The 23,926-nt window shown below is 70.1% G+C and carries 13 protein-coding genes; 6 read left to right on the top strand and 7 right to left on the bottom strand.

The window, feature by feature from the left end; genetic code table 11:
- Window positions 1-183: 183 nt before the first annotated feature.
- A complete protein-coding gene (locus BM393_RS11080) occupies window positions 184-1,260 on the top strand; it encodes a glycosyltransferase (RefSeq protein ID WP_091724815.1) in 1,077 nt (358 codons plus the stop codon).
- Window positions 1,253-2,182, top strand: a complete 930-nt coding sequence (locus tag BM393_RS11085) for a hypothetical protein (RefSeq protein ID WP_091724816.1) — start codon at window positions 1,253-1,255, stop codon at window positions 2,180-2,182. Before BM393_RS11080 ends, BM393_RS11085 begins: the two co-directional genes overlap by 8 nt.
- Window positions 2,183-2,195: 13 nt before the next feature.
- Here the strand turns inward: BM393_RS11085 and BM393_RS11090 are convergent, their stop codons facing one another.
- Complete coding sequence (locus tag BM393_RS11090) at window positions 2,196-3,686, bottom strand: MFS transporter (protein WP_091724817.1); 1,491 nt, start codon at window positions 3,684-3,686, stop codon at window positions 2,196-2,198.
- Window positions 3,687-3,745: 59 nt separating this feature from the next.
- Window positions 3,746-4,534 (bottom strand): inositol monophosphatase, encoded by a 789-nt coding sequence (locus BM393_RS11095; protein ID WP_091724818.1) that lies wholly within the window; start codon window positions 4,532-4,534, stop codon window positions 3,746-3,748.
- 133 nt (window positions 4,535-4,667) lie between these two features.
- On the opposite strand from BM393_RS11095, the gene BM393_RS11100 reads away from it, so the two are divergent.
- Both BM393_RS11100 and BM393_RS11105 read left to right on the top strand, forming a co-directional pair.
- Window positions 4,668-5,060 (top strand): FlxA-like family protein, encoded by a 393-nt coding sequence (locus BM393_RS11100; RefSeq protein WP_175538287.1) that lies wholly within the window; start codon window positions 4,668-4,670, stop codon window positions 5,058-5,060.
- Window positions 5,061-5,124: 64 nt separating this feature from the next.
- Complete coding sequence (locus BM393_RS11105) at window positions 5,125-5,559, top strand: response regulator (RefSeq protein WP_091724820.1); 435 nt, start codon at window positions 5,125-5,127, stop codon at window positions 5,557-5,559.
- A gap of 40 nt (window positions 5,560-5,599) precedes the next feature.
- On the opposite strand, the gene BM393_RS11110 is transcribed toward BM393_RS11105, so the two are convergent.
- From BM393_RS11110 to scpA, 5 genes are read right to left on the bottom strand one after another with little or no spacing between them, the layout of a single operon-like run.
- Window positions 5,600-6,112 (bottom strand): VOC family protein, encoded by a 513-nt coding sequence (locus BM393_RS11110; protein ID WP_091724821.1) that lies wholly within the window; start codon window positions 6,110-6,112, stop codon window positions 5,600-5,602.
- A gap of 29 nt (window positions 6,113-6,141) precedes the next feature.
- Window positions 6,142-8,235 (bottom strand): acetyl-CoA carboxylase biotin carboxylase subunit, encoded by a 2,094-nt coding sequence (accC, locus tag BM393_RS11115; RefSeq protein ID WP_091724822.1) that lies wholly within the window; start codon window positions 8,233-8,235, stop codon window positions 6,142-6,144.
- 23 nt (window positions 8,236-8,258) lie between these two features.
- The gene (locus BM393_RS11120) at window positions 8,259-9,791 is read right to left on the bottom strand and encodes an acyl-CoA carboxylase subunit beta (RefSeq protein ID WP_091724823.1); all 1,533 of its coding nucleotides are present in this window, start codon (window positions 9,789-9,791) and stop codon (window positions 8,259-8,261) included.
- Entirely contained in the window at window positions 9,784-10,815 is a 1,032-nt protein-coding gene (gene meaB, locus BM393_RS11125) for a methylmalonyl Co-A mutase-associated GTPase MeaB (protein WP_256382278.1), read from the bottom strand. Before meaB ends, BM393_RS11120 begins: the two co-directional genes overlap by 8 nt.
- Window positions 10,816-10,868: 53 nt before the next feature.
- Window positions 10,869-13,076, bottom strand: coding sequence for a methylmalonyl-CoA mutase (scpA, locus tag BM393_RS11130; protein ID WP_091725348.1), 2,208 nt, complete (start codon window positions 13,074-13,076; stop codon window positions 10,869-10,871).
- Window positions 13,077-13,156: 80 nt separating this feature from the next.
- Between scpA and BM393_RS11135 the strand changes: the two genes are divergently transcribed.
- Together BM393_RS11135 and BM393_RS11140 are read left to right on the top strand one after the other, a co-directional pair.
- Window positions 13,157-13,834, top strand: a complete 678-nt coding sequence (locus BM393_RS11135; protein ID WP_091724824.1) for a GntR family transcriptional regulator — start codon at window positions 13,157-13,159, stop codon at window positions 13,832-13,834.
- Window positions 13,835-14,448: 614 nt separating this feature from the next.
- A complete protein-coding gene (locus BM393_RS11140; protein WP_091724825.1) occupies window positions 14,449-23,904 on the top strand; it encodes a hypothetical protein in 9,456 nt (3,151 codons plus the stop codon).
- Window positions 23,905-23,926 lie beyond the last annotated feature (22 nt).

Below are 23,926 nucleotides of genomic sequence, written 5' to 3' on the forward strand. Positions count from 1 at the left end.
CCCGTCCGCCGCCCGACCGAGGGTCAGGCGTTCACAGGCCGTTAATGCCCCACCGGGAATTGCGCACACCTGCTGCACATGCGCTACCCGTACACCCCACGACTAGGGGAAGTGCCGTCCGTATTGCTGATTGTTAAGAAATAGACTCGAAACGTTTCTTAGCTTTTTTGCCGTTTCGACGTCATGCGCGCACTCTCCATCGTCCACGTGGTCTTCTCGTCTCGCATCGCCGGTGGCGAGCATCACTGCGTCGACCTGGCCAACGCCCAGGCGGCGCTGGGCCACACCGTCCATGTGATCGGCCCGGCCGGCTCGGCCGTCCGGCATGCGCTCGACCAGCGCGTGCGTTTCCACGGCCTGCGCCTGCCGGTGCTGCGCGGGGCGCGCGTGCGGCGCCTGGCGGCCCGGCTGGGCGCGGACATCGTCCACGGCCACCTGGGCCCGGCCTGCAAGGCGGTGGCGGCGGCCCGGGACCGGGTGCGGGTCGGCACGCTCCATGTGGGCTACAAGGCGCACCACCATGCGGGGATGGACGCGCTGGTGTGCGTCAATTCGGCCCAGGTCGGTCACTTGAAGGATTTCGGCGGCATGCATCGCGTCATCTACAACTGGGCGCCGGAACGCAGTCCCGCGTCCTGCGCGGCGAAGGCGCCCTCGGGCTCGCTGCGGCAGGAGCTCGGCATTCCGGCGGCCGCGCCGGTCATCGGCTGCGTCGGCCGGCTGCACGCGGCCAAGGGCATGCACACGCTGATCGAGGCCTTCCAGCGCCATGCGCCGCCGCAGGCCCACCTGGTGCTGATCGGCGAAGGCCCGCAGCGCGCGGAACTCGAGTCGCTGCGCGGCGACGACCGGCGCATCCACCTGCTGGGCTTCCGCTGGAACGTCGACGAGCTGCTCGGCGAGATGGACCTGTACGTGTCCTCGTCGCGCGAGGAGCAGTTCCCGCTGGCCATCCTCGAGGCGATGCGCGCGCGATTGCCGATCGTGGCGACGGCCACGCTGGGCGCGCGCGAGATGCTGGACCCGGCGCAGTCGGCGATCGTGCCGGTCGACGACGCCGTGGCGATGGGCCAGGCGATCGCCGCCGCGCTGGCCGAGCGCGCCCGCAATGCCCGTCGCCCGGTGGACTACGACATGGACCGCTACGACCGCTCCAGCGCGGTGCGGGCCACGCTGGGCCTGTACCAGGAGGCGCTCGCGCGCCAGGGCGTCAAGATCCACGACCTCGCGGGACTGAGCGTGGAAGACGCCCGTGGTTAAGCGGCCGAAGTCGGATTTCTGGACCGTCGGCGTCGTCCCCGAGCGCCTGGACCGCCTCAGCCCCGAGCGCCTGCGCGAGCTGCGCGACCGCATCGTCTGGATGCCGGAAGCCGGCGACTGGCGCTACTACGCCGACCCCTTCGCACTGCGCGAGGGCGACGCGCTCCATGTCTTCGTCGAGCACTTCGACTACCGGACCAAGCGCGCCGACCTGCAGCGCCTCACGCTGAACCTGGCCGACGGCGCCTGGAGCGCGCCCAAGCCGGTGCTGCGCCAGCCCTTCCACCTCTCCTATCCCTTCGTCTTCGAGCACGAGGGCCAGGTCTGGATGGTGCCGGAGTCCAGCCAGGCCGCCGAGGTCGCCCTGTACCGCGCGATGGATGGCGCCGAGCGCTGGGAGCGCTGGGAACGGGTCTGCGCGCTGCTGCCCGGCGTGCATGCGGTCGATGCCTCGCTGCTGCGGCATGAGGGGCGCTGGTGGATGTTCTATGCCGTCATCGGGCCCGACAAGCGCGACCAGCGCGAATTGCACGTCGCCTGGGCCGACACGCTGCAGGGTCCCTGGACGCCTCACCCGGCGAATCCGGTGAGGTCCGCGCACGACGGCGCGCGTCCGGCCGGCACGCCCTTCGTCGACACCGACGGCCGGGTGACGCTGCCGGTGCAGGACAGCCGCACCAGCTATGGCGGCGCGACGCGCTGGCTGCGCTTCGACCGGCTCACGCCGCAGGCCGTCGAGGTGCGCGCCTTGCCGGCCACCTTCACCGGCGACCTCGCGCATCCCGGGTTCCTCAGCGGCCTGCACACGATGTCGGCTTGCGGGGACCTCACGCTGATCGACGTCAAGCGCATCGACCGCTCGCGCCATCGCCAGTGGCTGGATTGGAAGCGCCGCGTGCGGCGCTGGTTCGGCCAGCGCTGATCCGCCCGGGGCCTCAACGACGCGCGACCGCGTCGCGCGACACGCCCTCGGGCCCGTGGAGCCCGTCGCCCCCATCGTGCGCACCGTCCATCGACGGCGCGATGTCCTCCAGCGGCTTGCACTCGGCGTCGACACCGAAGCGCAGCGCCAGCAGGCCGGCCACGATCACCAGCGCCGAGCCGATGCCGTAGCCGATCGCCACCTGGCCGCGCTGGGCGCTCTCGACCAGCCAGCCGAACAGCAGCGGCGCCGCGAAGCCGCCGGCCCCGGTGCCCACCGCATAGAAGATCGCGATCGCCATCGCGCGCATCTCGAGCGGGAAGACCTCGCTCACCGTCAGGTAGGCGGAGCTCGCGGCGGCGGACGCGAAGAAGAACACCGCCGACCAGCACAGCGCCTGCGAGCGCGCGTCCAGCACATCGGCGACGAAGGCCACGCCCGTGGCGGCCAGGCCCACGCCGGCCAGTCCGTAGGTCAGCGCGATCATCCGCCGCCGCCCGACGCGGTCGAAGAGCGGCCCCAGCAGCAGCGGTCCCAGCACGTTGCCCAGCGCGAACGGAAAGATGTAGAGCGCCACGCGGTGGTCCTCGACGCCATAGAAGCGGGTGAGCACCAGCGCGTAGCTGAAGAAGATCGCGTTGTAGAAGAAGGCCTGCGCCAGCATCAGCGCCAGCGCGACGGCGCTGCGCGTCCGATAGCGCCGCAGCAGCACGTGCAGCACCTCGCGCAGGTCGGGCACCGCGCGGCGGTGCTCCCGGCGCGCGACCGGCGGCACCTCGGGCAAGGGACCGTGCTGGGCGGCGACCTGCGCCTCGATGTCGGCCAGGATGCGCTGCGCCTCCTCGACGCGGCCGTGGCGCAGCAGCCAGCGCGGGCTTTCGGGCACGTGACGGCGCACCAGCACCATGGCCACCGCCAGCAACGCCCCCATCGCAAAGCCGACGCGCCAGCCCCGCACCGGACCGAGCACGTCCGGATGCAGCAGCAGCAGGCTGGCCGCGGCGCCGAGCGCGGCACCGATCCAGAAGCTGCCGTTGATCGCGAGGTTCACGCGGCCGCGCACGCGGGCGGGCACCAGTTCATCGATGGCGGAGTTGATGGCGGCGTATTCGCCGCCGATGCCCAGGCCGGTGACGAAGCGGCACAGCGCGAAGAACGCGAAATCGGTCGAGAAGGCGGTGGCGAGCGTCGCGACGGCGTAGACGGCCAGCGTGGCGAGGAACAGCCGTTTGCGGCCGAGCCGGTCGGACAGGCGCCCGAAGACCAGTGCGCCAACGATCGCGCCGGCCAGGTAGAGCGAGCCGGACCAGCCGACCTGCACCGCGGACAGCCCCAGCGTGTCAGGTCGCTCCAGCACGGCGCCGACGGAGCCGACCAGCGTCACCTCCAGGCCGTCCAGCACCCAGGCCACGCCCAGCGCGAGCACCACGCGCCAGTGCCAGCGTGACCAAGGGAGCCGATCGAGCCGGCGGGCGATGTCCAGGGAAGCGAGCGAGGCCGTCATCGACGGGCGATGCGGCAATCGGCGTTCCCCGCTCGGGGCGTTCGACGGCGCAGGCTCGGTCAGGCCCTCCAGGCCGCCGCGGCTTCGTCCCACACCTCGGGGCTGCGCGCCACGAGCAACCCAGGCTCGCGGTCGCCCGCGCGGTACGGCGTGCCGTCCAGCCGCGCGGCGACGCCGCCGGCCTCGGTGACGAAGAGCGTGCCGGGCGCGTGGTCCCAGGCCAGCTTGCGCCAGTAGAGCGTCGCGTCGAAGGCGCCCTCGACGAGCGCGGGGTATTCCGCGCCCGCGCAGTTCAAGCCCGGCAGGATCTCGACGCCTTGCCAGGTCGCCACACGGGCCTGGTGTTCCTGCGGCAGGAAACGCGTCTTGACGACCGCGCGGCGCAGCCCGGGTCCCGGCGCCGCCTTCAGCCGCTCGCCCTCGCGCCAGGCGCCCTCCCCGCGCCGCGCGTGGTGCAGCACGCCGCCGATCGGATCGAGCATCCAGGCGCCGACCGCCACGCCATCCTCGAGCAGCGCCACCATCGACGACAGCGGCTCGCGCCCCGAGATGAAGTTGAAGGTCCCATCCAGCGGATCGACCAGCCACACCTGACCCTCATCGAGCTGGTCCAGCAGCTCCGGGGTCTCCGCGCACTGCTCTTCCCCGACCACGCGCGAGCCCGGCACCAGCGCGCGCAGCTCGGGGGTCAGGAAGGCCTCGACCTCCCGGTCCACCGTCGTGACCCATTCCCCGGGCGCCTTCTGCATCACGTCGCCATCCGCCAGGCGGCGGAAGCGCGGTGCGATGTAGGTGGTGGCGGCGTGCCGCAACAGCTCGGCGACGGGATCGGTACGGGTGGCGCTCATCCGGCGATGCTACCCGCACGGGCTTGCCCCTCGCGGCGACAGGCGCGCCGGCACGCTGCGCGGCATGCGCCCGGGCGACGCTCAAGACCTGCCCCCGGCGGTCGATATCCCGAGGGTTGCCGAAGGAGTTTCCATGCATGTCGCCGTTCCCACCGCCGCCGCCCCCGCCGGATCGTCCACGTCCGCGCCTTCGGGGTCGGGCAGCGATGCGCAGATCGCCCGCCTGCAGGCCCAGCTCAAGCAATTGCAGAAGCAGATGAAGGACCTGGCGACCGATTCGACGATGGACGCGTCCGCCAAGGACAAGCGCCAGAAGCTGCTCCAGACGCAGATGCAGATGGTGATGGAGCAGATCGCGCAGATCCAGAAGGCGGCCGCGGAAGCCGCCCAGGCGAAGGCCGCGGCCCGCAGCGCCCCGCCGACGGCACCGACGGCACCGACGACGGCTCGCGCCGAGGAGGAGCCGGTGGGCCGGCGCTCGCCGGCGACGTCGATGCTGGGCGCGCTGCTGGACGAGGTCGCGTGACGCGCGCCGGGCGCTCGGGCGCGGATCCTGCCGCGCTACGATTCCCCGCCTGAAGAGGTGTCAGATGGTCACGACGATCAAGCGCGAAGAATTCTGTTTCCTGGTGGTCGACGACTTCTCGACCATGCGCCGGATCATCTCCGGGCTGCTGCGCGAGCTCGGCTTCAAGAAGATCCTGGAGGCCGAGGACGGCAAGGCGGCGCTGCGGCAGCTGGAGCTGTCGGCCGAGTCCGGCGAGCCGGTGCACTTCGTGCTCAGCGACGTGAACATGCCGGTGATGAACGGCTTCCAGCTGCTGGAGGCGCTGCGCACCAAACCCGAAGGCGACGCGCTGCGCACGATCCCGGTGCTGCTCGTCACCGCCGAGGGCCGCAAGGAAGACATCATCCGCGCCGCGCAGCTCGGCGCGACCGGCTACATCGTCAAGCCGTTCAACAAGGACACGGTCGGCGACAAGATCCACCTGACGCTGAAGAACCGGAACATCCTGGTCGATTGAGTCGCTCCGGCTGACGCCGGGCCGGCCGGGTCCGCCGCGCTCAGCCCCCTCCCAGCGCCTTCACCACGTCCTCCGGCGCCTGCACCAGCTCGATCAGCACGCCCTCGCCCCCGATCGGGAACTCGTCATTGCTCTTCGGATGGATGAAGCAGATGTCGTGGCCGGCCGCGCCCTTGCGGATGCCGCCCGGCGCGAATCGCACGCCGTTGGCCGTCATCCACTCGACCGCCTTCGGCAGGTCGTCGACCCACAGGCCGACGTGGTTCAGCGGCGTCGCATGCACGGCCGGTTTCTTCTCCGGATCCAGCGGCTGCATCAGGTCGACCTCGACCTTGTGCGGCCCGCTGCCGATGGCGCAGATGTCCTCGTCGACGTTCTCGCGCTCCGAGACGAAGTTGCCGGTGACCTGCAGCCCCAGCACGTCCACCCACAGCCGGCGCAGCGCCGTCTTATCCGGGCCGCCGATCGCGATCTGCTGGATGCCGAGGATGCGGTAGGGCTTCACCGCGGCGGTCGTGGATGCGGTGGTCGTTGCGATCGTCGTTGCGGTCATCGTTGCGGATGCGGTCATGGCCTGCCCCTTCATTCGAAACGCACGATCGGCTGGTCGACCGCCAGACTCTCGCCCACCTTGGCCAGCACCTCGGCGACCTTCACGTCCTGCGTCGCGGTGAGGATGTTCTCCATCTTCATCGCCTCGATCACCGCCAGCCGTTCACCGGCCTGCACCAGCTGTCCCGGCTGCACGGCGATGTGGACCAGCAGCCCCGGCATCGGCGACAGCAGCAGCTTGCTGGTGTCCGGCGGCGCCTTGTAGGGCATCAGCCGATGCAGCTCCGCCGCGCGCGGCGACAGCACCGTCACCTCGATCGCGCGCCCGTTGTGCTGGATGCGATACGCCAGCGGCGCCCTCGGCGTGCCGCGCTCGGCCTGGGCGACGAAGGGCCGCCCGTTCACGGTGCCGAAGAGCCGCGTGTCGTTCAGACGCGAAGTGCTGACGATGCGGTAGGACTTGCCGCCGCCCGGCGCCTGGCCGCGGCCCTCGACGCCATCCGCGCCCTCGGCGCCGACGTGGATCAGCGCCTCGCCCTGCGCGCCGACGTACTCGGTGATGTTGAGCGGATACCGCCGGAAGCTGCCCTGCCCTTCGCTGACGACGGCGACATAGTCATGCTCGATGCGGACCTCATGCCCTGGCAGCTGGCCGGTGATGCCGGCCTCGCGCTCGCGAGCCTTGCGGCGGATGAAGCCGGCCAGCGCCACCAGGAAGTCCGGATCGTCGTGCGGCACGTCCTCGGCGTGGAAGCCGCTGCCGTAGTGCTGCGCGATGAAGCCGGTGTTGAAGTCGCCCGAGCGGAAGTCCGGATGCGCCAGCAGCGCCGACTGGAACGGGATGTTGCTCGAGATGCCCCGGATCACGAAGCCGTTGAGCGCCTCGCGCATCTTGGCGATCGCGTCGTCGCGGTCGCGGCCGTGCACGATCAGCTTGGCGATCATCGAGTCGTAGAACATCGGGATCTCGCCGCCGTCGAAGACGCCGGTGTCCACGCGCACGCCGAAGCGCGCCTCGCCGGCCGCCTCCATCGAGGTCTCCGGAGGCTGGTACTTCACCAGCCGGCCGGTCGACGGCAGGAAGTTGCGGAACGGATCCTCCGCGTTGATGCGGCATTCGATCGCCCAGCCCTCGCGCCGGATCTCGTCCTGCTTGAACGGCAGCGGCTCGCCCGCGGCGACGCGGATCATCAGCTCGACCAGATCCAGCCCGGTGATGCACTCGGTGACCGGATGCTCGACCTGCAGCCGCGTGTTCATCTCCAGGAAGTAGAAGGACTGGTCCTTGCCGACCACGAACTCCACCGTGCCCGCGCTCTGGTACTTCACCGCCTTGGCCAACGCCACCGCCTGCTCGCCCATCGCGCGGCGCGTGGCCTCGCTGATGAAGGGCGACGGCGCCTCCTCGATCACCTTCTGGTGGCGGCGCTGGATCGAGCACTCGCGCTCCCACAGGTAGACCACGTTGCCCTGGGCATCGCCCAACACCTGGATCTCGATGTGGCGCGGCGACTCGACGAACTTCTCCATGAACACGCGGTCGTCGCCGAAGCTCGCGCGCGCCTCGTTGCGGCAGCTGGTGAAGCCGTCGTGGCAGTCCTTGTCGTTGAACGCGACACGCAGGCCCTTGCCGCCGCCGCCCGCGCTCGCCTTGATCATCACCGGGTAGCCGATGCGATGGGCGATGGCCACGGCCTCGTCGGGCGATTCGATCGGCTGGTTGTGGCCGGGGATGGTGTTGACCTGCGCCTCGCCGGCCAGCTTCTTCGAGGCGATCTTGTCGCCCATCGCCGCGATCGAGTAGTGCTTGGGCCCGATGAAGACCAGGCCTTCCTCCTCCACGCGGCGCGCGAAGTCCTCGTTCTCCGACAGGAAGCCATAGCCGGGATGGATGGCCTGGGCGCCGGTCTGCTTCGCTGCGGCGATGATCTTGTCGGCCACCAGGTAGGACTCGCGCGAGGGCGCCGGGCCCAGCAGCACGGCCTCGTCGGCCAGCTCCACGTGGCGGGCGTCCTTGTCCGCCTCCGAATACACCGCCACCGTGGCGATGCCCATCTTCTTGGCCGTCTTGATCACGCGGCACGCGATCTCACCGCGATTGGCGATCAGGATCTTCTTGAACATGTTCTGCGTCTCCTGCGCGCCGGTCAGAGGGGGATGTTCCCGTGCTTGCGCCACGGGTTCTCGAGTTGCTTGTCCTTGAGCATCACCAGCGAGCGGCAGATGCGCTTGCGCGTCTCGTGCGGCTGGATGACGTCGTCGATGAAGCCGCGCGCGCCGGCCACGAACGGATTGGCGAAGCGCGCCTTGTACTCGGCCTCGCGCGCGGCCAGCTTGGCCGGATCGTTCTTGTCCTCGCGGAAGATGATCTCCACCGCGCCCTTGGCGCCCATCACCGCGATCTCGGCATTGGGCCAGGCGAAGTTGACGTCGCCGCGCAGGTGCTTGGAGCTCATCACGTCATACGCGCCGCCATAGGCCTTGCGCGTGATCACCGTCACCTTGGGCACCGTGCACTCCGCATACGCGTAGAGCAGCTTGGCGCCGTGCTTGATGATGCCGCCGTACTCCTGCGAAGTGCCCGGCATGAAGCCCGGCACGTCGACGAAGGTGATCACCGGGATGTTGAACGCATCGCAGAAGCGCACGAAACGCGCCGCCTTGATGCTGCTCTTGATGTCGAGGCAGCCCGCCAACACCAGCGGCTGGTTGGCAACGATGCCCACCGTCTGCCCCTCCATGCGGGCGAAGCCGGTCAGGATGTTCTTCGCGTTCTCGGCCTGCAGCTCGAAGAAGTCGCCGTCGTCCACGACCTTGAGGATCAGCTCCTTCATGTCGTAGGGCTTGTTCGGGTTGTCCGGCACCAGCGTGTCGAGCGAATGATCCAGCCGCGCGCCGGGATCGCCGCTCGGGCGGCACGGCGCCTTCTCGCGGTTGTTCAACGGCAGGTAGTTGAAGAAGCGCCGCAGCATCAGGATGGCCTCGACGTCGTTCTCGAAGGCCAGATCCGCGACGCCGCTGCGCGCCGTGTGCGTCGAGGCGCCGCCCAGCTCCTCGGCCGTCACTTCCTCGTGCGTCACGGTCTTCACCACCTCGGGCCCCGTGACGAACATGTAGCTGCTGTCCTTGACCATGAAGATGAAGTCGGTCATCGCCGGCGAGTACACCGCGCCGCCGGCGCAGGGGCCCATGATCATGCTGATCTGCGGGATCACGCCGGAGGCCATCACGTTGCGCTGGAAGACCTCGGCATAACCGCCCAGCGAGGCCACGCCCTCCTGGATGCGCGCGCCGCCGGAGTCGTTCAGGCCGATCACCGGCGCGCCGACCTTCATCGCCTGGTCCATCACCTTGCAGATCTTCTCGGCATGGGCCTCGGACAGCGCGCCGCCGAAGACGGTGAAGTCCTGGCTGAAGGCGAAGGCCAGCCGGCCGTTGATCATCCCGTAGCCGATGACGACGCCGTCGCCCGGGATCTTGTTGTCCGCCATGCCGAAGTCGACGCAGCGGTGCTCGACGAACATGTCCCATTCCTCGAAGGTGCCGTCGTCGAAGAGCAGGTCCAGCCGTTCGCGCGCGGTCAACTTGCCCTTGGCATGCTGGGCCGCGATGCGCTTCTCGCCGCCGCCCTGGCGCGCCTGCTCGCGCTTGTCCTCGAGCATCTGTTGGATGTCATGCATGTCGTTGGTCCTTTGAATCCTCGGGATTCCTGTCTCCGGAAAACTTCGCCAGCAGCTCCCGCGCCGCCGTCGACGCCGCGAGCTGCCCGCCGAGCACCCGCGCCGTGATGTCCTCGAGCGCGCCGCGCACCGCGGGCGCCGCCTTGAACTGCTGCTTCAGGCCCGACTGGATGCGCTCCCACATCCACGCCAGCGCCTGCTGCTGGCGTTTCTCCTCGAAAGCGCCGTTGGCCTGCTGGAGCGCCTGGAACTCGGTCACCGCGCGCCAGAAGGCGTCGACGCCCTCGCCCTTGAGCGCCGACATCCGCATCACCCGCGGATGCCAGATCGCCGTGTCGTGATGGGCGTGGTCGGGCCGGCCATGCAGCCCGTACAGCCGCAGCGAGGACGTGATCTGCGCCTGCGCCCGCGTCGCCGCAGCGTCGTCCAGGTCCGCCTTGTTGATCACGACCAGGTCGGCCAGCTCCATCACGCCCTTCTTGATCGCCTGAAGGTCGTCGCCGGCATTGGGCAGCTGCAGCAGGCAGTACATGTCGGTCATGCCCGCCACCGCCGTCTCGCTCTGGCCGACGCCGACCGTCTCGACGATCACGATGTCATGGCCGGCGGCCTCGCAGACCAGCATCGCCTCGCGCGTCTTCTCCGCGACGCCGCCCAGCGTACCGCTGGACGGACTGGGCCGGATGTAGGCGCGCGGGTCCATCGAGAGCCGCTCCATGCGCGTCTTGTCGCCCAGGATGGAGCCGCCAGACACCGTGCTCGACGGATCCACCGCCAGCACCGCGACGCGATGGCCGCGCGCGATCAGATCCAGGCCGAGCGCCTCGATGAAGGTGCTCTTGCCCACGCCCGGCACGCCCGAGATGCCCAGCCGCAGCGAGCGCCCCGTGTGCGGCAGCAGCCCCGTGAGCAGCGCATCGGCCTGCACGCGATGGTCGGCGCGGGTCGACTCCAGCAGCGTGATGGCCTTGGCCATCGCGCGGCGCTGGGCCGGTCCGGGCTCGCCCAGCAGCGCCGCGGCCAGCGGGTGCTCGGGGAGGTCGGAAGGGAGCGGCGCGTTCACGCGATCCGCTCCGCTCAGGCCGCGACCGTCTTGCGGATCTGCTCGAGCACGTCCTTGGCGCTCGCCGGGATCGGCGTGCCGGGCCCGTAGATGCCCTTGACGCCGGCCTCGTAGAGGAAGTCGTAGTCCTGCGCCGGGATCACGCCGCCGACGAACACGACGATGTCATCGCCGCCCTGCTCCTTGAGCGCCTGGATGATGGCCGGCACCAGCGTCTTGTGGCCGGCCGCCAGCGTCGACACGCCGACGGCGTGCACGTCGTTCTCGATGGCCTGGCGCGCGCATTCCTCCGGCGTCTGGAACAGCGGCCCCATGTCGACGTCGAAGCCCAGGTCCGCGTAGGCCGTGGCGACAACCTTCGCGCCGCGGTCATGCCCATCCTGGCCGAGCTTGGCGATCATCACCCGGGGCCGGCGGCCCTGCTCCTCGGCGAAGGCGGCGATCTCGTCCTGCAGCTTGGCCCAGCCCTCGGCCGAGTCATAGGCCGCCGCGTAGACGCCGGTGACCTTCTGCGTGTCGGCGCGGTGCCGGCCGAAGACCGCCTCCAGCGCGTCCGAGACCTCGCCCACCGTCGCCCGCAGCCGGATCGCCTGGATGCTCAGGTCCAGCAGGTTGCCGGTGCCCGAGCGGGCCGCCTCGGTCAGCGCCGCCAGCGCCGCCTGCACCTTGGCGCCGTCGCGCGTGGCCTTGATCTTCCGCAGGCGCGCGATCTGGCTGTCGCGCACCTTGACGTTGTCGACCTCGAGGATCTCGACCGGATCCTCCTTGGCCAGCCGGTACTTGTTGACGCCGACGATCACGTCCTTGCCGCTGTCGATGCGCGCCTGCTTCTCCGCGGCGCTGGCCTCGATCTTGAGCTTGGCCCAGCCCGAGTCCACCGCCTTGGTCATGCCGCCCATGGCGTCGACCTCCTCGAGGATCGCCCAGGCCTTGTCGGCCATGTCCTGGGTCAGCGACTCCATCATGTAGCTGCCGGCCCAGGGGTCGATCACGTTCGTGATGTGGGTCTCCTCCTGGATGATCAGCTGCGTGTTGCGCGCGATGCGGGCGCTGAACTCGGTCGGCAGCGCGATGGCCTCGTCCAGCGAGTTCGTGTGCAGCGACTGCGTGCCGCCGAACACCGCCGCCATCGCCTCGATGGTGGTGCGCACCACGTTGTTGTAGGGGTCCTGCTCGGTCAGGCTCCACCCGGAAGTCTGGCTGTGCGTGCGCAGCATCAGGCTCTTGGGGTTCTTCGCGCCGAAGCCCTTCATGATCCGGCACCACAGCAGCCGCGCGGCCCGCATCTTGGCGATCTCCAGATAGAAGTTCATCCCCACCGCCCAGAAGAAGGACAGCCGGCCGGCGAAGTCGTCCACGTCCATGCCCTTGGCGATCGCGGTCTTGACGTACTCCTTGCCATCGGCCAGCGTGAAGGCCAGCTCCAGCGCCTGGTTCGCGCCCGCCTCCTGCATGTGGTACCCGCTGATCGAGATCGAGTTGAACTTCGGCATGTGCGAGGCCGTGTACTCGATGATGTCGCCGATGATGCGCATCGACGGCTCGGGCGGGTAGATGTAGGTGTTGCGGACCATGAACTCCTTGAGGATGTCGTTCTGGATGGTGCCGCTGAGCTGGTCCTGCGCGACGCCCTGCTCCTCCGCCGCGACGACGTAGCCGGCCAGCACCGGCAGCACCGCCCCGTTCATCGTCATCGAGACCGAGACCTTGTCCAGCGGGATGCCGTCGAACAGGATCTTCATGTCCTCCACCGAGTCGATCGCCACGCCGGCCTTGCCGACGTCGCCGGTCACGCGCGGATGGTCGGAGTCATAGCCGCGGTGCGTGGCCAGGTCGAAGGCCACCGACACGCCCTGCCCGCCGGCGGCCAGCGCCTTGCGATAGAAGGCGTTGCTCTCCTCGGCCGTCGAGAAGCCGGCGTACTGGCGGATGGTCCAGGGCCGCACCGCGTACATCGTGGCCTGCGGGCCGCGCAGGAAGGGCTCGAAGCCGGGCAGCGTGTCCGCGTGCGGCAGGTCGCGGGTATCGGCCGCGGTGTACAGCGGCTTGACCACCAGCCCTTCGGGGGTGTGCCAGTTCAGGGTGGCGGGGTCCCCGCCGGGCGCGGACTTCGCCGCCGCCTTGTGCCATTGCTCCAGCGTCGCCGGCGCGAACTCCGGGGGAGTGTTCGTCCCGCTTGTGGCGGACGGCGCGGCGGAGGGGACCTTGTGTTCGTTCGACATGGGGGACTCCTGGAAGCGGCGGATCATAGCGTGGTGCGAATTCATAATTATGAATTTTGGATTCGCTACACTCCCGCGCCATGCCCCTCAACGGCCCGCTCACCGCACCGCTCGCTCCCCGCGCCCCGCTTTATGAGGAGGTCGCCGAGCGGCTGCGCCAGCGCATCTTCGCGAAGGAGCTCGAACCGGGCAGCTGGATCGACGAGCTCAAGCTCTGCGCCGAGCTCGGCATCAGCCGCACCCCCATGCGCGAGGCGCTCAAGGTGCTGGCCTCCGAAGGGCTGGTCACGATGCGGGTGCGCCGCGGCGCCTACGTCACCGAGATGTCCGAGCGCGACGTCCGCGAGGCCTACCAGCTGCTGTCCCTGCTGGAGAGCGACGCCGCCGCCGTCGTGGCCCGCACGGCGACCGACCCGGAACTGGCGGAACTTCGCCAGCTGCACCACGCTCTCGAGGAAAGCCTGGCCGCCGGCGAGGCGGGCCGCGAGCACTTCTTCGCCGCCAACGAGCGCTTTCATCTGCGCATCATCGAGATCGACGGCAACCGCTGGCGGATGCAGATCATCACGGACCTGCGCCGGGTGATGAAGCTCAACCGCCACCACTCACTGTTCAAGCAGGGGCGGCTGCAGGAATCGCTGCAGGAGCATCGCGACATGCTGGATGCCCTGCTCGCCCGCGACCCGGAGCGGGCGGCGCGGCTGGTCCGGTGTCACTTCGACAATGGACTCAAGGCCACCGGCCGCGCTGCCGATTAGGCGCGCGCGCGAACCCCGGGGCCGCCGCGAAAATCCCTCGGCATTAATTCACCGGCGATATTCCCGGTGCATTTGAGATACCCCCCGAAACCACCTTTCCGGGCCCTCGGAAAACCCGTGAACTTGTCACGGACGACACCTTCCGCGTCCTCGGCACCCCCGCCCGGGCCCACCCGGCAGCGGTGTTCGTTCACACGACTCACATCTTGTTGCAGCCGTCCAAGAGGCTCACGCCGGCCTCACCACCGCGGCAAACCCGGGCTCCGCGTGCTTCAGAGTCGCGCCTAAGTACCGATCACCATTGGATGTCCCGGCCGCGACAAGTGAACGACCGTTCGCTCATCGGCCCCGGAAACCTTGCCGCGGCAAACATCCCCTCCCCCGCGTTCGCGGGCTTTACGCGCCTTCTGTAACCGTGAACTGAGGCCGACTCCCGGCCCTTTTGTTCCGTTCACGTTAAGCGGTGGGCAAATAACATTTCTGGGCTAGCTCAAGTTCGTCATTCCGCGTCCGAAAACCGGATGACGGCATCCGGAAGTCGGGTGCCAAAGCTGACCCAAATCACCTCGCGCCTATGGGCGCATCCGCCCCCATAGGTTCACGGAGTTCCAAAGATGGCATCGCTGATTACCAACCTGACGACCGACCAGATCGCCGCCCTCACGTCGACGACCCTGGCGCGCCTGACCAGCGAAGACTGGGCAGCGTTTTCCACCGAACAGTTCCAGGCGCTGACGACCTCGCAGTTCGCGACGCTCGGCACCCGGGCGGTGTCGTTCTTCACGACGACCAACATCGCCGCCATCGAGTCCGACGACCTGCGCGCCCTGTCGACGGCCGCGGTCCAGACCTTCACCAGCGCGCAGCTCAATGCGCTGGGCTCCGACCAGTTCGGCGCGATGACCACCCGCCAGGTCGGCGCGATGACCACCCAGCAGGTCCGCAACCTGGAGTCCGACGACCTGAATGCGCTGGCCTCGGACCAGATCCGCGCGCTGAGCACCCAGCAGGTGGCCGCCATCTCCACCAGCCTGATCAACAGCCTGGCCTCCGATGACCTGCAGGCGCTCAAGACCGAGCAGATCAAGGCCCTGAGCTCCCAGCAAGTCGCCGCCCTCGCCACCGAGGGCGTTGCCGCTCTGGGCACCGGCCAGGCCGCCGCGCTGACCAGCACCCAGACCGCCGCGCTGAATTCCGACCAGGCCGCCGCGCTGACCTCCGACGCCGTGCATGCGCTGAGCACCGCCGCCGTCAAGGCGCTGGGCACCGACCAGGTCGCCGCGCTGAACTCGGACCAGGTCGCCGCGCTGACGACCGCCCAGATCAACGCGCTGTCCACCCAGCAGATCCGCCAGCTGGCCAGCGATGAAATCGCCGCGCTGGACACCAACCAGATCCGCGCCATCACCACGCAGCAGATCGCCGCGCTGACCACCGACCAGCTGGCCGGCGTCGACAGCGCCGACGTGCAGGCGCTGTCCACCGCGCAGGTGCGCGCGCTCAGCTCCGCCCAGATCGGCGCGCTGAGCTCCGATTCCATCGAGGCGATGAGCTCCGGCCAGATCGGCGCGCTGACCTCGACCCAGGTCAAGGGCCTGACCACCGACCAGATGGCCGCGATCAGCTCCGACGACATGAAGGCGCTGTCCACCGCCACCGTGCGCGCGCTGTCGACCGACCAGGTCCAGGCGCTGAACTCGGACCAGGTCGCCGCGATGTCCAGCAGCCAGATCGGCGCGCTGACGACCGGCCAGGTCGCCGTGCTGTCCACCGATGAGCTGAACGCGCTGAGCAGCAGCCAGATCCGCGCGCTGGGCACCGCCCAGATCGCCGCGCTGTCGACCGACCAGGTCCAGGGCATGGAGTCCGCCGACGTCCAGGCCTTCACCACCGCCCAGATCGCCGCGCTGAGCTCGGCCCAGATCGCCGCGCTGTCCACCGACGCCATCGTCGCGCTGAGCTCGGCCCAGGTCGCCACCCTCACCTCCCGCCAGCTGGCCGGTCTCTCGACCGACCAGATCGCCGCCATCGAGACCGGCGACCTGCGCGCGCTGTCCTCGACCGCGATCCGCTCGCTGACCACCGACCAGTTCGACGCGCTGAGCTCCGACCAGGTCGGCGCGCTGACGACCGGCCAGGTCGCCGCGCTGACGACCGGCCAGGTCCAGGCGATGGCCAGCGATGACCTGAACGCGCTGGGCTCGGCCCAGATCCGCGCGCTGGGCACCGCCCAGGTCGCGGCGCTGTCGACCGCCCAGGTCAACACCATGGAAAGCGCCGACGTCCAGGCGCTGAGCACCCAGCAGGTGCAGGCGCTGAGCTCGGCCCAGGTCGGCGCGCTGTCCACGGAAAACGTCGCGGCGCTGAGCTCGCAGCAGGTCGCCGCGCTGTCGACCCGCCAGATCGCGGGCCTGACGACCGACCAGATGGGCGCGATCGAGACCGGCGACCTGCGCGCCATGTCCACGGCCGCGATCCGCTCGCTCACCACCGACCAGTTCGACGCGCTGAACTCCGACCAGGTCGGTGCGCTGACGACCGGCCAGGTCGCCGCGCTGACCACCGGCCAGGTCCAGGCGATGGCCAGCGATGACCTGAACGCGCTGGGCTCGGCCCAGATCCGCGCGCTGGGCACCGCCCAGGTCGCCGCGCTGTCGACCGCCCAGGTCAACACCATGGAAAGCGCCGACGTGCAGGCGCTGACCACGCAGCAGGTCGCCGCGCTGGGCTCGGCCCAGGTCGGCGCGCTGTCGACCGACAACGTCGCCGCGCTGAGCTCGACCCAGGTCGCCGCGCTGTCGACCCGCCAGATCGCGGGCCTGACCACCGACCAGATGGGCGCGATCGAGACGCAGGACCTGCGCGCCATGTCCACCGCCGCGATCCGCTCGCTGACCACCGACCAGTTCGACGCGCTGGGCTCGGCCCAGGTCGCCGCGCTGACGACCGGCCAGGTCGCCGCGCTGACCACCGGCCAGGTCCAGGCCATGTCCAGCGACGACCTGAACGCGCTGGGCTCGGCGCAGATCCGCGCGCTGGGCACCGCCCAGATCGCGGCGCTGTCGACCACCCAGATCGCCAACATGACCAGCGAGGACGTGCAGGCGCTGAGCTCCGGCCAGATCGCCGCGCTGAGCTCCGACCAGATCGGCGCGCTGTCGACCGAGAACATCGTCGCCCTGACCTCCTCGCAGGTCGGCGCGCTGTCGACCAAGCAGGTCGCGGGCCTGACCACCGACCAGATGGGCGCCATCGAGACCGGCGACCTGAAGGCGCTGGGCACCGCCGCCGTGCGCGCGCTGACCACCGACCAGCTCGGCGCCCTGGGCTCCGACCAGGTGGCCGCGCTGTCGACCCAGCAGGTCGCCGCGCTGTCGACCGCCCAGGTCAGCAACCTGAGCAGCGATGACCTGAACGCGCTGACCAGCGGCCAGATCAAGGCCCTGTCGACGCAGCAGGTCGCCGCGCTGACGACCGCCCAGGTCAACACGATGGAAAGCGCCGACGTGCAGGCGCTGTCCACGCAGCAGATCGCCGCGCTGAGCTCCGACCAGGTCGGCGCCCTGTCCACCGAGAACATCGCCGCGCTGAGCTCGCAGCAGGTCGCGCCGCTGTCGACCAAGCAGGTCGGCGGCCTGACGACCGACCAGGTCGGCGCCATCGAGACGGTGGACGTCCGCGCGCTGACGACCAACGCGCTGCGCGCCCTGACCACCAGCCAGATCGACGCGCTGAGCTCGGACCAGATCGCCGCGCTGACGACCGCCCAGGTCGCCGCGCTGACGACGGCGCAGGTGCAGGCGCTGGCCAGCGACGACCTGAACGCGCTGGGCTCGGCCCAGATCCGCGCGCTGTCGACCGCCCAGGTCGCCGCGCTGACCACCGGCCAGATCAACGGCATGGAATCGGCCGACGTGCAGGCGCTGTCGACCCAGCAGGTCGCCGCGCTGGGCTCGGCCCAGGTCGGCGCGCTGTCGACCGAGAACGTCGCCGCCCTGACCTCCGCCCAGGTGGGCGCGCTGACGACCAAGCAGGTCGCCGGCCTGACCACCGACCAGATGGCCGCCCTGGAAACGGGTGACCTGAAGGCGCTGTCCACCGCCGCGCTGCGCGCGCTGGGCACCGACCAGCTGGACGCGCTGGGCTCCGACCAGATCGCCGCGCTGTCGACCCAGCAGGTCGCCGCGCTGTCGACCGCCCAGGTCGCCAACCTGTCCTCCGACGACCTGAACGCGCTGACCAGCGGCCAGATCAAGGCGCTGTCGACCGCGCAGGTCGCCGCGCTGACGACCACGCAGGTCTCGACCATGACCAGCGACGACGTCGCCGCGCTGACCACGGCGCAGCTGCAGTCGCTGGGCTCGGCCCAGATCGGCGCGCTGAGCACCGAAGCGATCGTCGCGCTGGGCTCCGCCCAGGTCGGCGCGCTGACGACCAGGCAGGTCGCGGGCCTGACCACCGACCAGATGGCCGCCATCGAGACCGGTGACCTGCGCGCGCTGAACAGCGCCGCGCTGCGCGCCCTGTCGACCGACCAGCTCAATGCGCTGGGCTCCGACCAGGTCGCCGCGCTGAGCACCGTCCAGGTGGCCGCGCTGACGACCGCGCAGGTCGCCGGCCTGACCAGCGACGACCTCAACGCCCTGGGCAGCGCCCAGATCAAGGCGCTGGGCACCGCGCAGGTCGCCGCCCTGACGACCGCCCAGGTCAACGCGATGGAAAGCGCCGACGTGCAGGCGCTGTCCACCCAGCAGGTCGCCGCGCTGGGCTCGGCCCAGGTCGGCGCGCTGAGCACCGAATCGGTGGTCGCGCTGACCTCCAACCAGGTCGCCGCGCTGAGCAGCAAGCAGGTCGCGGGCCTGACCACCGACCAGATGGCCGCCCTGGAAACGGGTGACCTGAAGGCGCTGTCCACGACCGCCGTGCGGGCGCTGGGCACCGACCAGCTTGATGCGCTGAACTCCGACCAGGTCGCCGCGCTGACGACCCAGCAGGTCGCCGCGCTGACGACCGGCCAGGTCAGCAACCTGTCCTCGGACGACCTCAATGCGCTGACCAGCGCGCAGGTGAAGGCGCTGTCGACCCAGCAGGTCGCCGCGCTGACCACCGGCCAGGTCAACACCATGGAGTCCGCCGACGTGGCGGCGCTGACGACCCAGCAGGTCGCCGCGCTGAGCTCGTCGCAGGTCGGCGCGCTGAGCACCGACTCGATCATCGCCCTGAGCTCCGGCCAGGTCGCCGCGCTGAGCAGCAAGCAGGTCGCGGGCCTGACCACCGACCAGATGGCCGCGCTGGAATCGGCCGACCTGCGGGCGCTGTCCACGGTCGCCCTGCGCGCCCTGACTAGCGACCAGCTCGAGGCGCTGAGCTCCGACCAGGTCCAGGCGCTGACGACCCAGCAGGTCGCCGCGCTGACGACCGCGCAGGTCAGCCAGCTCGCCACCGATGACGTGGGCGCCCTGACCTCCGGCCAGCTGCGCGCCCTGGGCACCGCCCAGGTCGCCGCGCTCGGCACCGCCCAGCTCGACGCGCTGAACAGCGACCAGGTCGCCGCGCTGACGACCCAGCAGGTCGCCGCGCTGACCACGACCCAGGTCAGCAACCTGTCCAGCGATGACCTGAACGCATTGACCAGCGCCCAGATCAAGGCGCTGACCACGCAGCAGGTCGCCGCGCTGACGACCGGCCAGATCAACACGATGGAGACGGCCGACGTGGCCGCGCTGGCCACCAACCAGATCGCCGCGCTGAGCTCGTCGCAAGTCGGCGCGCTGAGCACCGAGGCCATCGTCGCGCTGACCTCCTCGCAGGTCGCCGCGCTGACCACGAAGCAGGTCGGTGGCCTGACGACCGACCAGATGGCCGCGATCGAGACGGGCGACCTCAAGTCGCTGTCCAGCGTCGCGCTGCGGGCCCTGGGCACCGACCAGCTGGATGCGCTGGGCTCCGACCAGATCGCCGCGCTGTCGACCCAGCAGGTCGCCGCGCTGACCACCGGCCAGGTCAGCAACCTGTCCAGCGATGACCTCAACGCGTTGACCAGCGGCCAGATCAAGGCGCTGACGACCCAGCAGGTCGCTGCGCTGACGACCACGCAGGTCTCGACCATGACCAGCGACGACGTCGCCGCGCTGACCACCGCGCAAGTGCAGGCCCTGGGCTCGGCCCAGGTCGGCGCCCTGAGCACCGACGCGATCGTCGCGCTGGGCTCGGCGCAGGTCGCCGCGCTGACCACGAAGCAGGTCGCCGGCCTGACGACCGACCAGATGGCCGCGATCGAGACGGGCGACCTCAAGTCCCTGTCGACCGCCGCGCTGCGTTCGCTGGGCACCGACCAGCTCGACGCGCTGGGCTCCGACCAGATCGCCGCGCTGTCGACCCAGCAGGTCGCCGCGCTGTCGACCGCCCAGGTCAGCAACCTGAGCAGCGATGACCTGAACGCGTTGACCAGCGCGCAGATCAAGGCGCTGTCGACCGCGCAGGTCGCCTCGCTGACGACCACCCAGGTCTCGACGATGACCAGCGACGACGTCGCCGCGCTGAACTCGGCGCAGGTCGCCGCGCTGAGCTCGGCCCAGGTCGGCGCGCTGAGCACCGACGCCGTGGTGGCCCTGAGCTCCGCCCAGGTCGCCGCGCTGAACAGCAAGCAGGTCGCCGGCCTGACCACCGACCAGATGGCCGCCCTGGAAACGGGCGACCTGAAGGCCCTGTCCACCAACGCCCTGCAGGCGCTGACCTCGGCCCAGCTGGAAGCGCTGGGCTCCGACCAGATCGCCGCGCTGTCGACCCAGCAGGTCGCCGCGCTGTCGACCGCCCAGGTCGCCAACCTGTCCTCCGACGACCTGAACGCGCTGACCAGCGGCCAGATCAAGGCGCTGTCCACGCAGCAGATCGCCGCGCTGACGACCACCCAGGTCGCCGCGATGGAGTCCGCCGACGTGCAGGCGCTCGCCACCAACCAGGTCGCCGCGCTGAGCTCGGCCCAGGTCGGCGCGCTGAGCACCGACGCCGTGGTCGCCCTGAGCTCCGCCCAGGTCGCCGCGCTGAGCAGCAAGCAGGTCGCCGGCCTGACCACCGACCAGATGGCCGCGATCGAAAGCGGGGACCTGAAGTCGCTGTCGACGCTCGCCCTGCGCGCGCTCAGCAGCGACCAGCTGGAAGCGCTGAGCTCCGACCAGGTCCAGGCGCTGACCACCGCGCAGGTGGCCTCGCTGACGACCACGCAGGTCAGCCAGCTGGCGACGGACGACTTCGCCGCGCTGACGACCGGCCAGCTGCGCGCCCTGACCACCGGCCAGATCGCCGCGCTGGGCTCGGCCGAACTGGAAGCGCTGGGCTCCGACCAGGTCGCCGCGCTGACGACCCAGCAGGTCGCCGCCCTGACGACCAGCCAGGTCGCCAACCTGAGCAGCGACGACCTCAACGCGCTGACCAGCGCGCAGGTCAAGGCGCTGAGCACCGCCCAGGTGGCCGCGCTGACCACCGCGCAGGTGGGCACGATGGAGACCGCCGACGTGGCCGCGCTGGCCACCAACCAGGTCGCCGCGCTGAGTTCCGACCAGGTCGGCGCGCTGACCACCGAAGCGGTCGTGGCGCTGAGCTCGACGCAGGTCGCCGCGCTGACCAGCAAGCAGGTCGCCGGCCTGACCACGGACCAGATGGCCGCCCTGGAATCGGGTGACCTGAAGGCCCTGTCGACGGTGGCGCTGCGTGCGCTGACCAGCGACCAGCTGGGCGCCCTGGGCTCCGACCAGGTCGCCTCGCTGACGACGACGCAGGTCGCCGCGCTGACCACCGGCCAGGTGAGCACGCTCGCCAGCGACGACCTGAACGCGCTCACCAGCGCCCAGGTCCGCGCGCTGACGACGCAGCAGGTCGCCGCGCTGACGACCACGCAGGTCGCCACGATGGAGAGCGCCGACGTCGCGGCCCTGAGCTCGCAACAGGTCCAGGCGCTGAGCTCGGCCCAGATCGGCGCGCTGAGCACCGAGGCGGTGATCGCGCTGAGCTCGGTCCAGGTGGCCGCGCTGAGCTCGGCCCAGGTCAAGGGCCTGACGACGGACCAGATGGCCGCGCTGGAGACCGGTGACCTGCGCTCGCTGTCCACGGTCGCCCTGCGCGCCCTGGGCACCGACCAGATCGAGGCGCTGGGCTCCGACCAGATCGCCGCGCTGACGACCGTCCAGGTCGCCGCGCTGACGACCGCGCAGATCGCCAACCTGAGCAGCGACGACCTGAACGCGCTGACCAGCGGCCAGATCCGCGCGCTGGGCAACAGCCAGCTGCAGGCCCTGACGACCACGCAGATCTCGACGATGACGACGGACGACGTCGCCGCGCTGAGCTCGGCGCAGCTGCAGGCCCTGGGCTCGGCCCAGATCGGCGCCCTGAGCACCGACGCGATCCAGGCGCTGAGCTCGTCGCAGGCGGCGGCCCTGAGCTCGGCCCAGGTCGACGGCCTGACCACCGACCAGATGGCGGCCTTCGAGTCGGCCGACCTGCGCAGCCTGAGCACGCTGGCGATCCGCTCGCTGGACAGCGCTCAACTGGAAGCGCTGGGCTCCGACCAGATCGCGGCGCTGACCACGCAGCAGGTCGCCGCGCTGAGCACGCTGCAGGTGAGCCAGCTGGCCACCGACGACGTGCAGGCGCTGACCTCGACGCAGATCGTGGCGATGAGCTCGGCCCAGCTGAGCGCCTTCACCACCGACCAGGTGCAGGCGATCGACACCGGGGACCTAGCGGCGATCGCCAGCGGCAACCTGGTGGCCTTCGGCTCGGCGGACTTCGAGGCCTTCAGCTCGGACCAGATCCACGCGCTGACCTCGCAGCAGTGGAGCGCGGTGAGCGCGACGCAGGTGGCGGGCATCGAGACGGCCGACATCGCCTCGATCTCCACCGCCGGCATCCATGCGCTCAGCACCGCGGCGATCCACGCCTTCAGCACCGACCAGATCGCGGCGCTGACCAGCGACCAGGTCCATGAATTCAGCACCGCGCAACTGCGCGCGCTGGGCACGGACCAGATCGCGGCCATCACCACGGACGACATCGGCGCGCTGACCAGCACGCACTTCGGGACGATGACCTCGTCGCAGCTGCATGCGTTCACGACCGACCAGATCCTGGCGCTGGACTCGAGCGACATCCACGCGCTCACCTCGGTGCAGATCCAGGGCCTGTCGACCGACCAGATCGTGGCGATGACCTCCGACCAGTTCATCGGCTGGGACACGCAGGACCTGGCCAGCATGAGCATGGAGCAGGTGCTGGCGATGACCTCCGACCAGAAGGCCGGCTGGAGCGACGAGCAGATCAATGCCCACTTCATGGCCACGCCGATCATGCTGGACCTGGACGGCAACGGCATCCAGACGCTGGCGGCCAAGGACGGCGTGCACTTCGACCTCAACGCCACCGGTCACAACGACAAGTGGGGCTGGGTCGGCGGCAACGACGGCCTGCTGGTGATGGATCGCAACGGCAACGGCACGATCGACAGCGGCGCCGAGCTCTTCGGCTCGGGCACCACGGTCAACGGCCGCAAGGGCCTGGACGGCTTCGCCGCCCTCGCCTCGCTGGACGCCAACCATGACGGCCACATCAACGCCAAGGACGCGGACTTCAGCCACCTGCAGGTCTGGGTCGACGCCAACCACGACGGCAAGACCGACGCGGGTGAACTCAAGTCGCTGACCGACCTGGGCATCGTCGACCTGAACCTGGGCGCGACCAAGGGCACGGACGTCGATCACGGCAACCTGATCGGCCTGGTGTCCAGCTACACCAAGGCGGACGGCACGACGAGCGAGATGTCCGACGTGTGGTTCACCAAGGACGGCGCGACGCAGCAGGTCCATGGCACGACGCGGGAAGCCGCGCCGCAGCTGGGCGACCTGCTCGCCCAGCCGGAAGCCAACCTGCTCGGCGGCGCGACGGCGCACACCGCGACGGCGGCCACGGCGGCCACCACCGCGGCGTCCACCGACGCGGTCAACCACGACGTGCTCAGCGCGGCCTACAAGAAGCTGCATGACGACGACCAGAACGGCGCTGTTCCGCTGATCTAAGCGGCAGTCCGGAACCGGGGGC

Origin of the sequence: Mitsuaria sp. PDC51, from assembly GCF_900113225.1 — a bacterium.
In the GTDB taxonomy this organism is placed as follows: domain Bacteria; phylum Pseudomonadota; class Gammaproteobacteria; order Burkholderiales; family Burkholderiaceae_C; genus Roseateles.

Bases quoted from the DNA above. Each gene is read 5' to 3' on its own strand.
- BM393_RS11080 (WP_091724815.1), top strand. From the start codon at position 184: ATGCGCGCACTCTCCATCGTCCACGTGGTCTTCTCGTCTCGCATCGCC.
- BM393_RS11090 (WP_091724817.1), bottom strand. From the start codon at position 3,686: ATGACGGCCTCGCTCGCTTCCCTGGACATCGCCCGCCGGCTCGATCGG.
- BM393_RS11095 (WP_091724818.1), bottom strand. From the start codon at position 4,534: ATGAGCGCCACCCGTACCGATCCCGTCGCCGAGCTGTTGCGGCACGCC.
- BM393_RS11100 (WP_175538287.1), top strand. From the start codon at position 4,668: ATGCATGTCGCCGTTCCCACCGCCGCCGCCCCCGCCGGATCGTCCACG.
- BM393_RS11105 (WP_091724820.1), top strand. From the start codon at position 5,125: ATGGTCACGACGATCAAGCGCGAAGAATTCTGTTTCCTGGTGGTCGAC.
- BM393_RS11110 (WP_091724821.1), bottom strand. From the start codon at position 6,112: ATGACCGCAACGACGATCGCAACGACCACCGCATCCACGACCGCCGCG.
- accC (WP_091724822.1), bottom strand. From the start codon at position 8,235: ATGTTCAAGAAGATCCTGATCGCCAATCGCGGTGAGATCGCGTGCCGC.
- BM393_RS11120 (WP_091724823.1), bottom strand. From the start codon at position 9,791: ATGCATGACATCCAACAGATGCTCGAGGACAAGCGCGAGCAGGCGCGC.
- scpA (WP_091725348.1), bottom strand. From the start codon at position 13,076: ATGTCGAACGAACACAAGGTCCCCTCCGCCGCGCCGTCCGCCACAAGC.
- BM393_RS11135 (WP_091724824.1), top strand. From the start codon at position 13,157: ATGCCCCTCAACGGCCCGCTCACCGCACCGCTCGCTCCCCGCGCCCCG.
- BM393_RS11140 (WP_091724825.1), top strand. From the start codon at position 14,449: ATGGCATCGCTGATTACCAACCTGACGACCGACCAGATCGCCGCCCTC.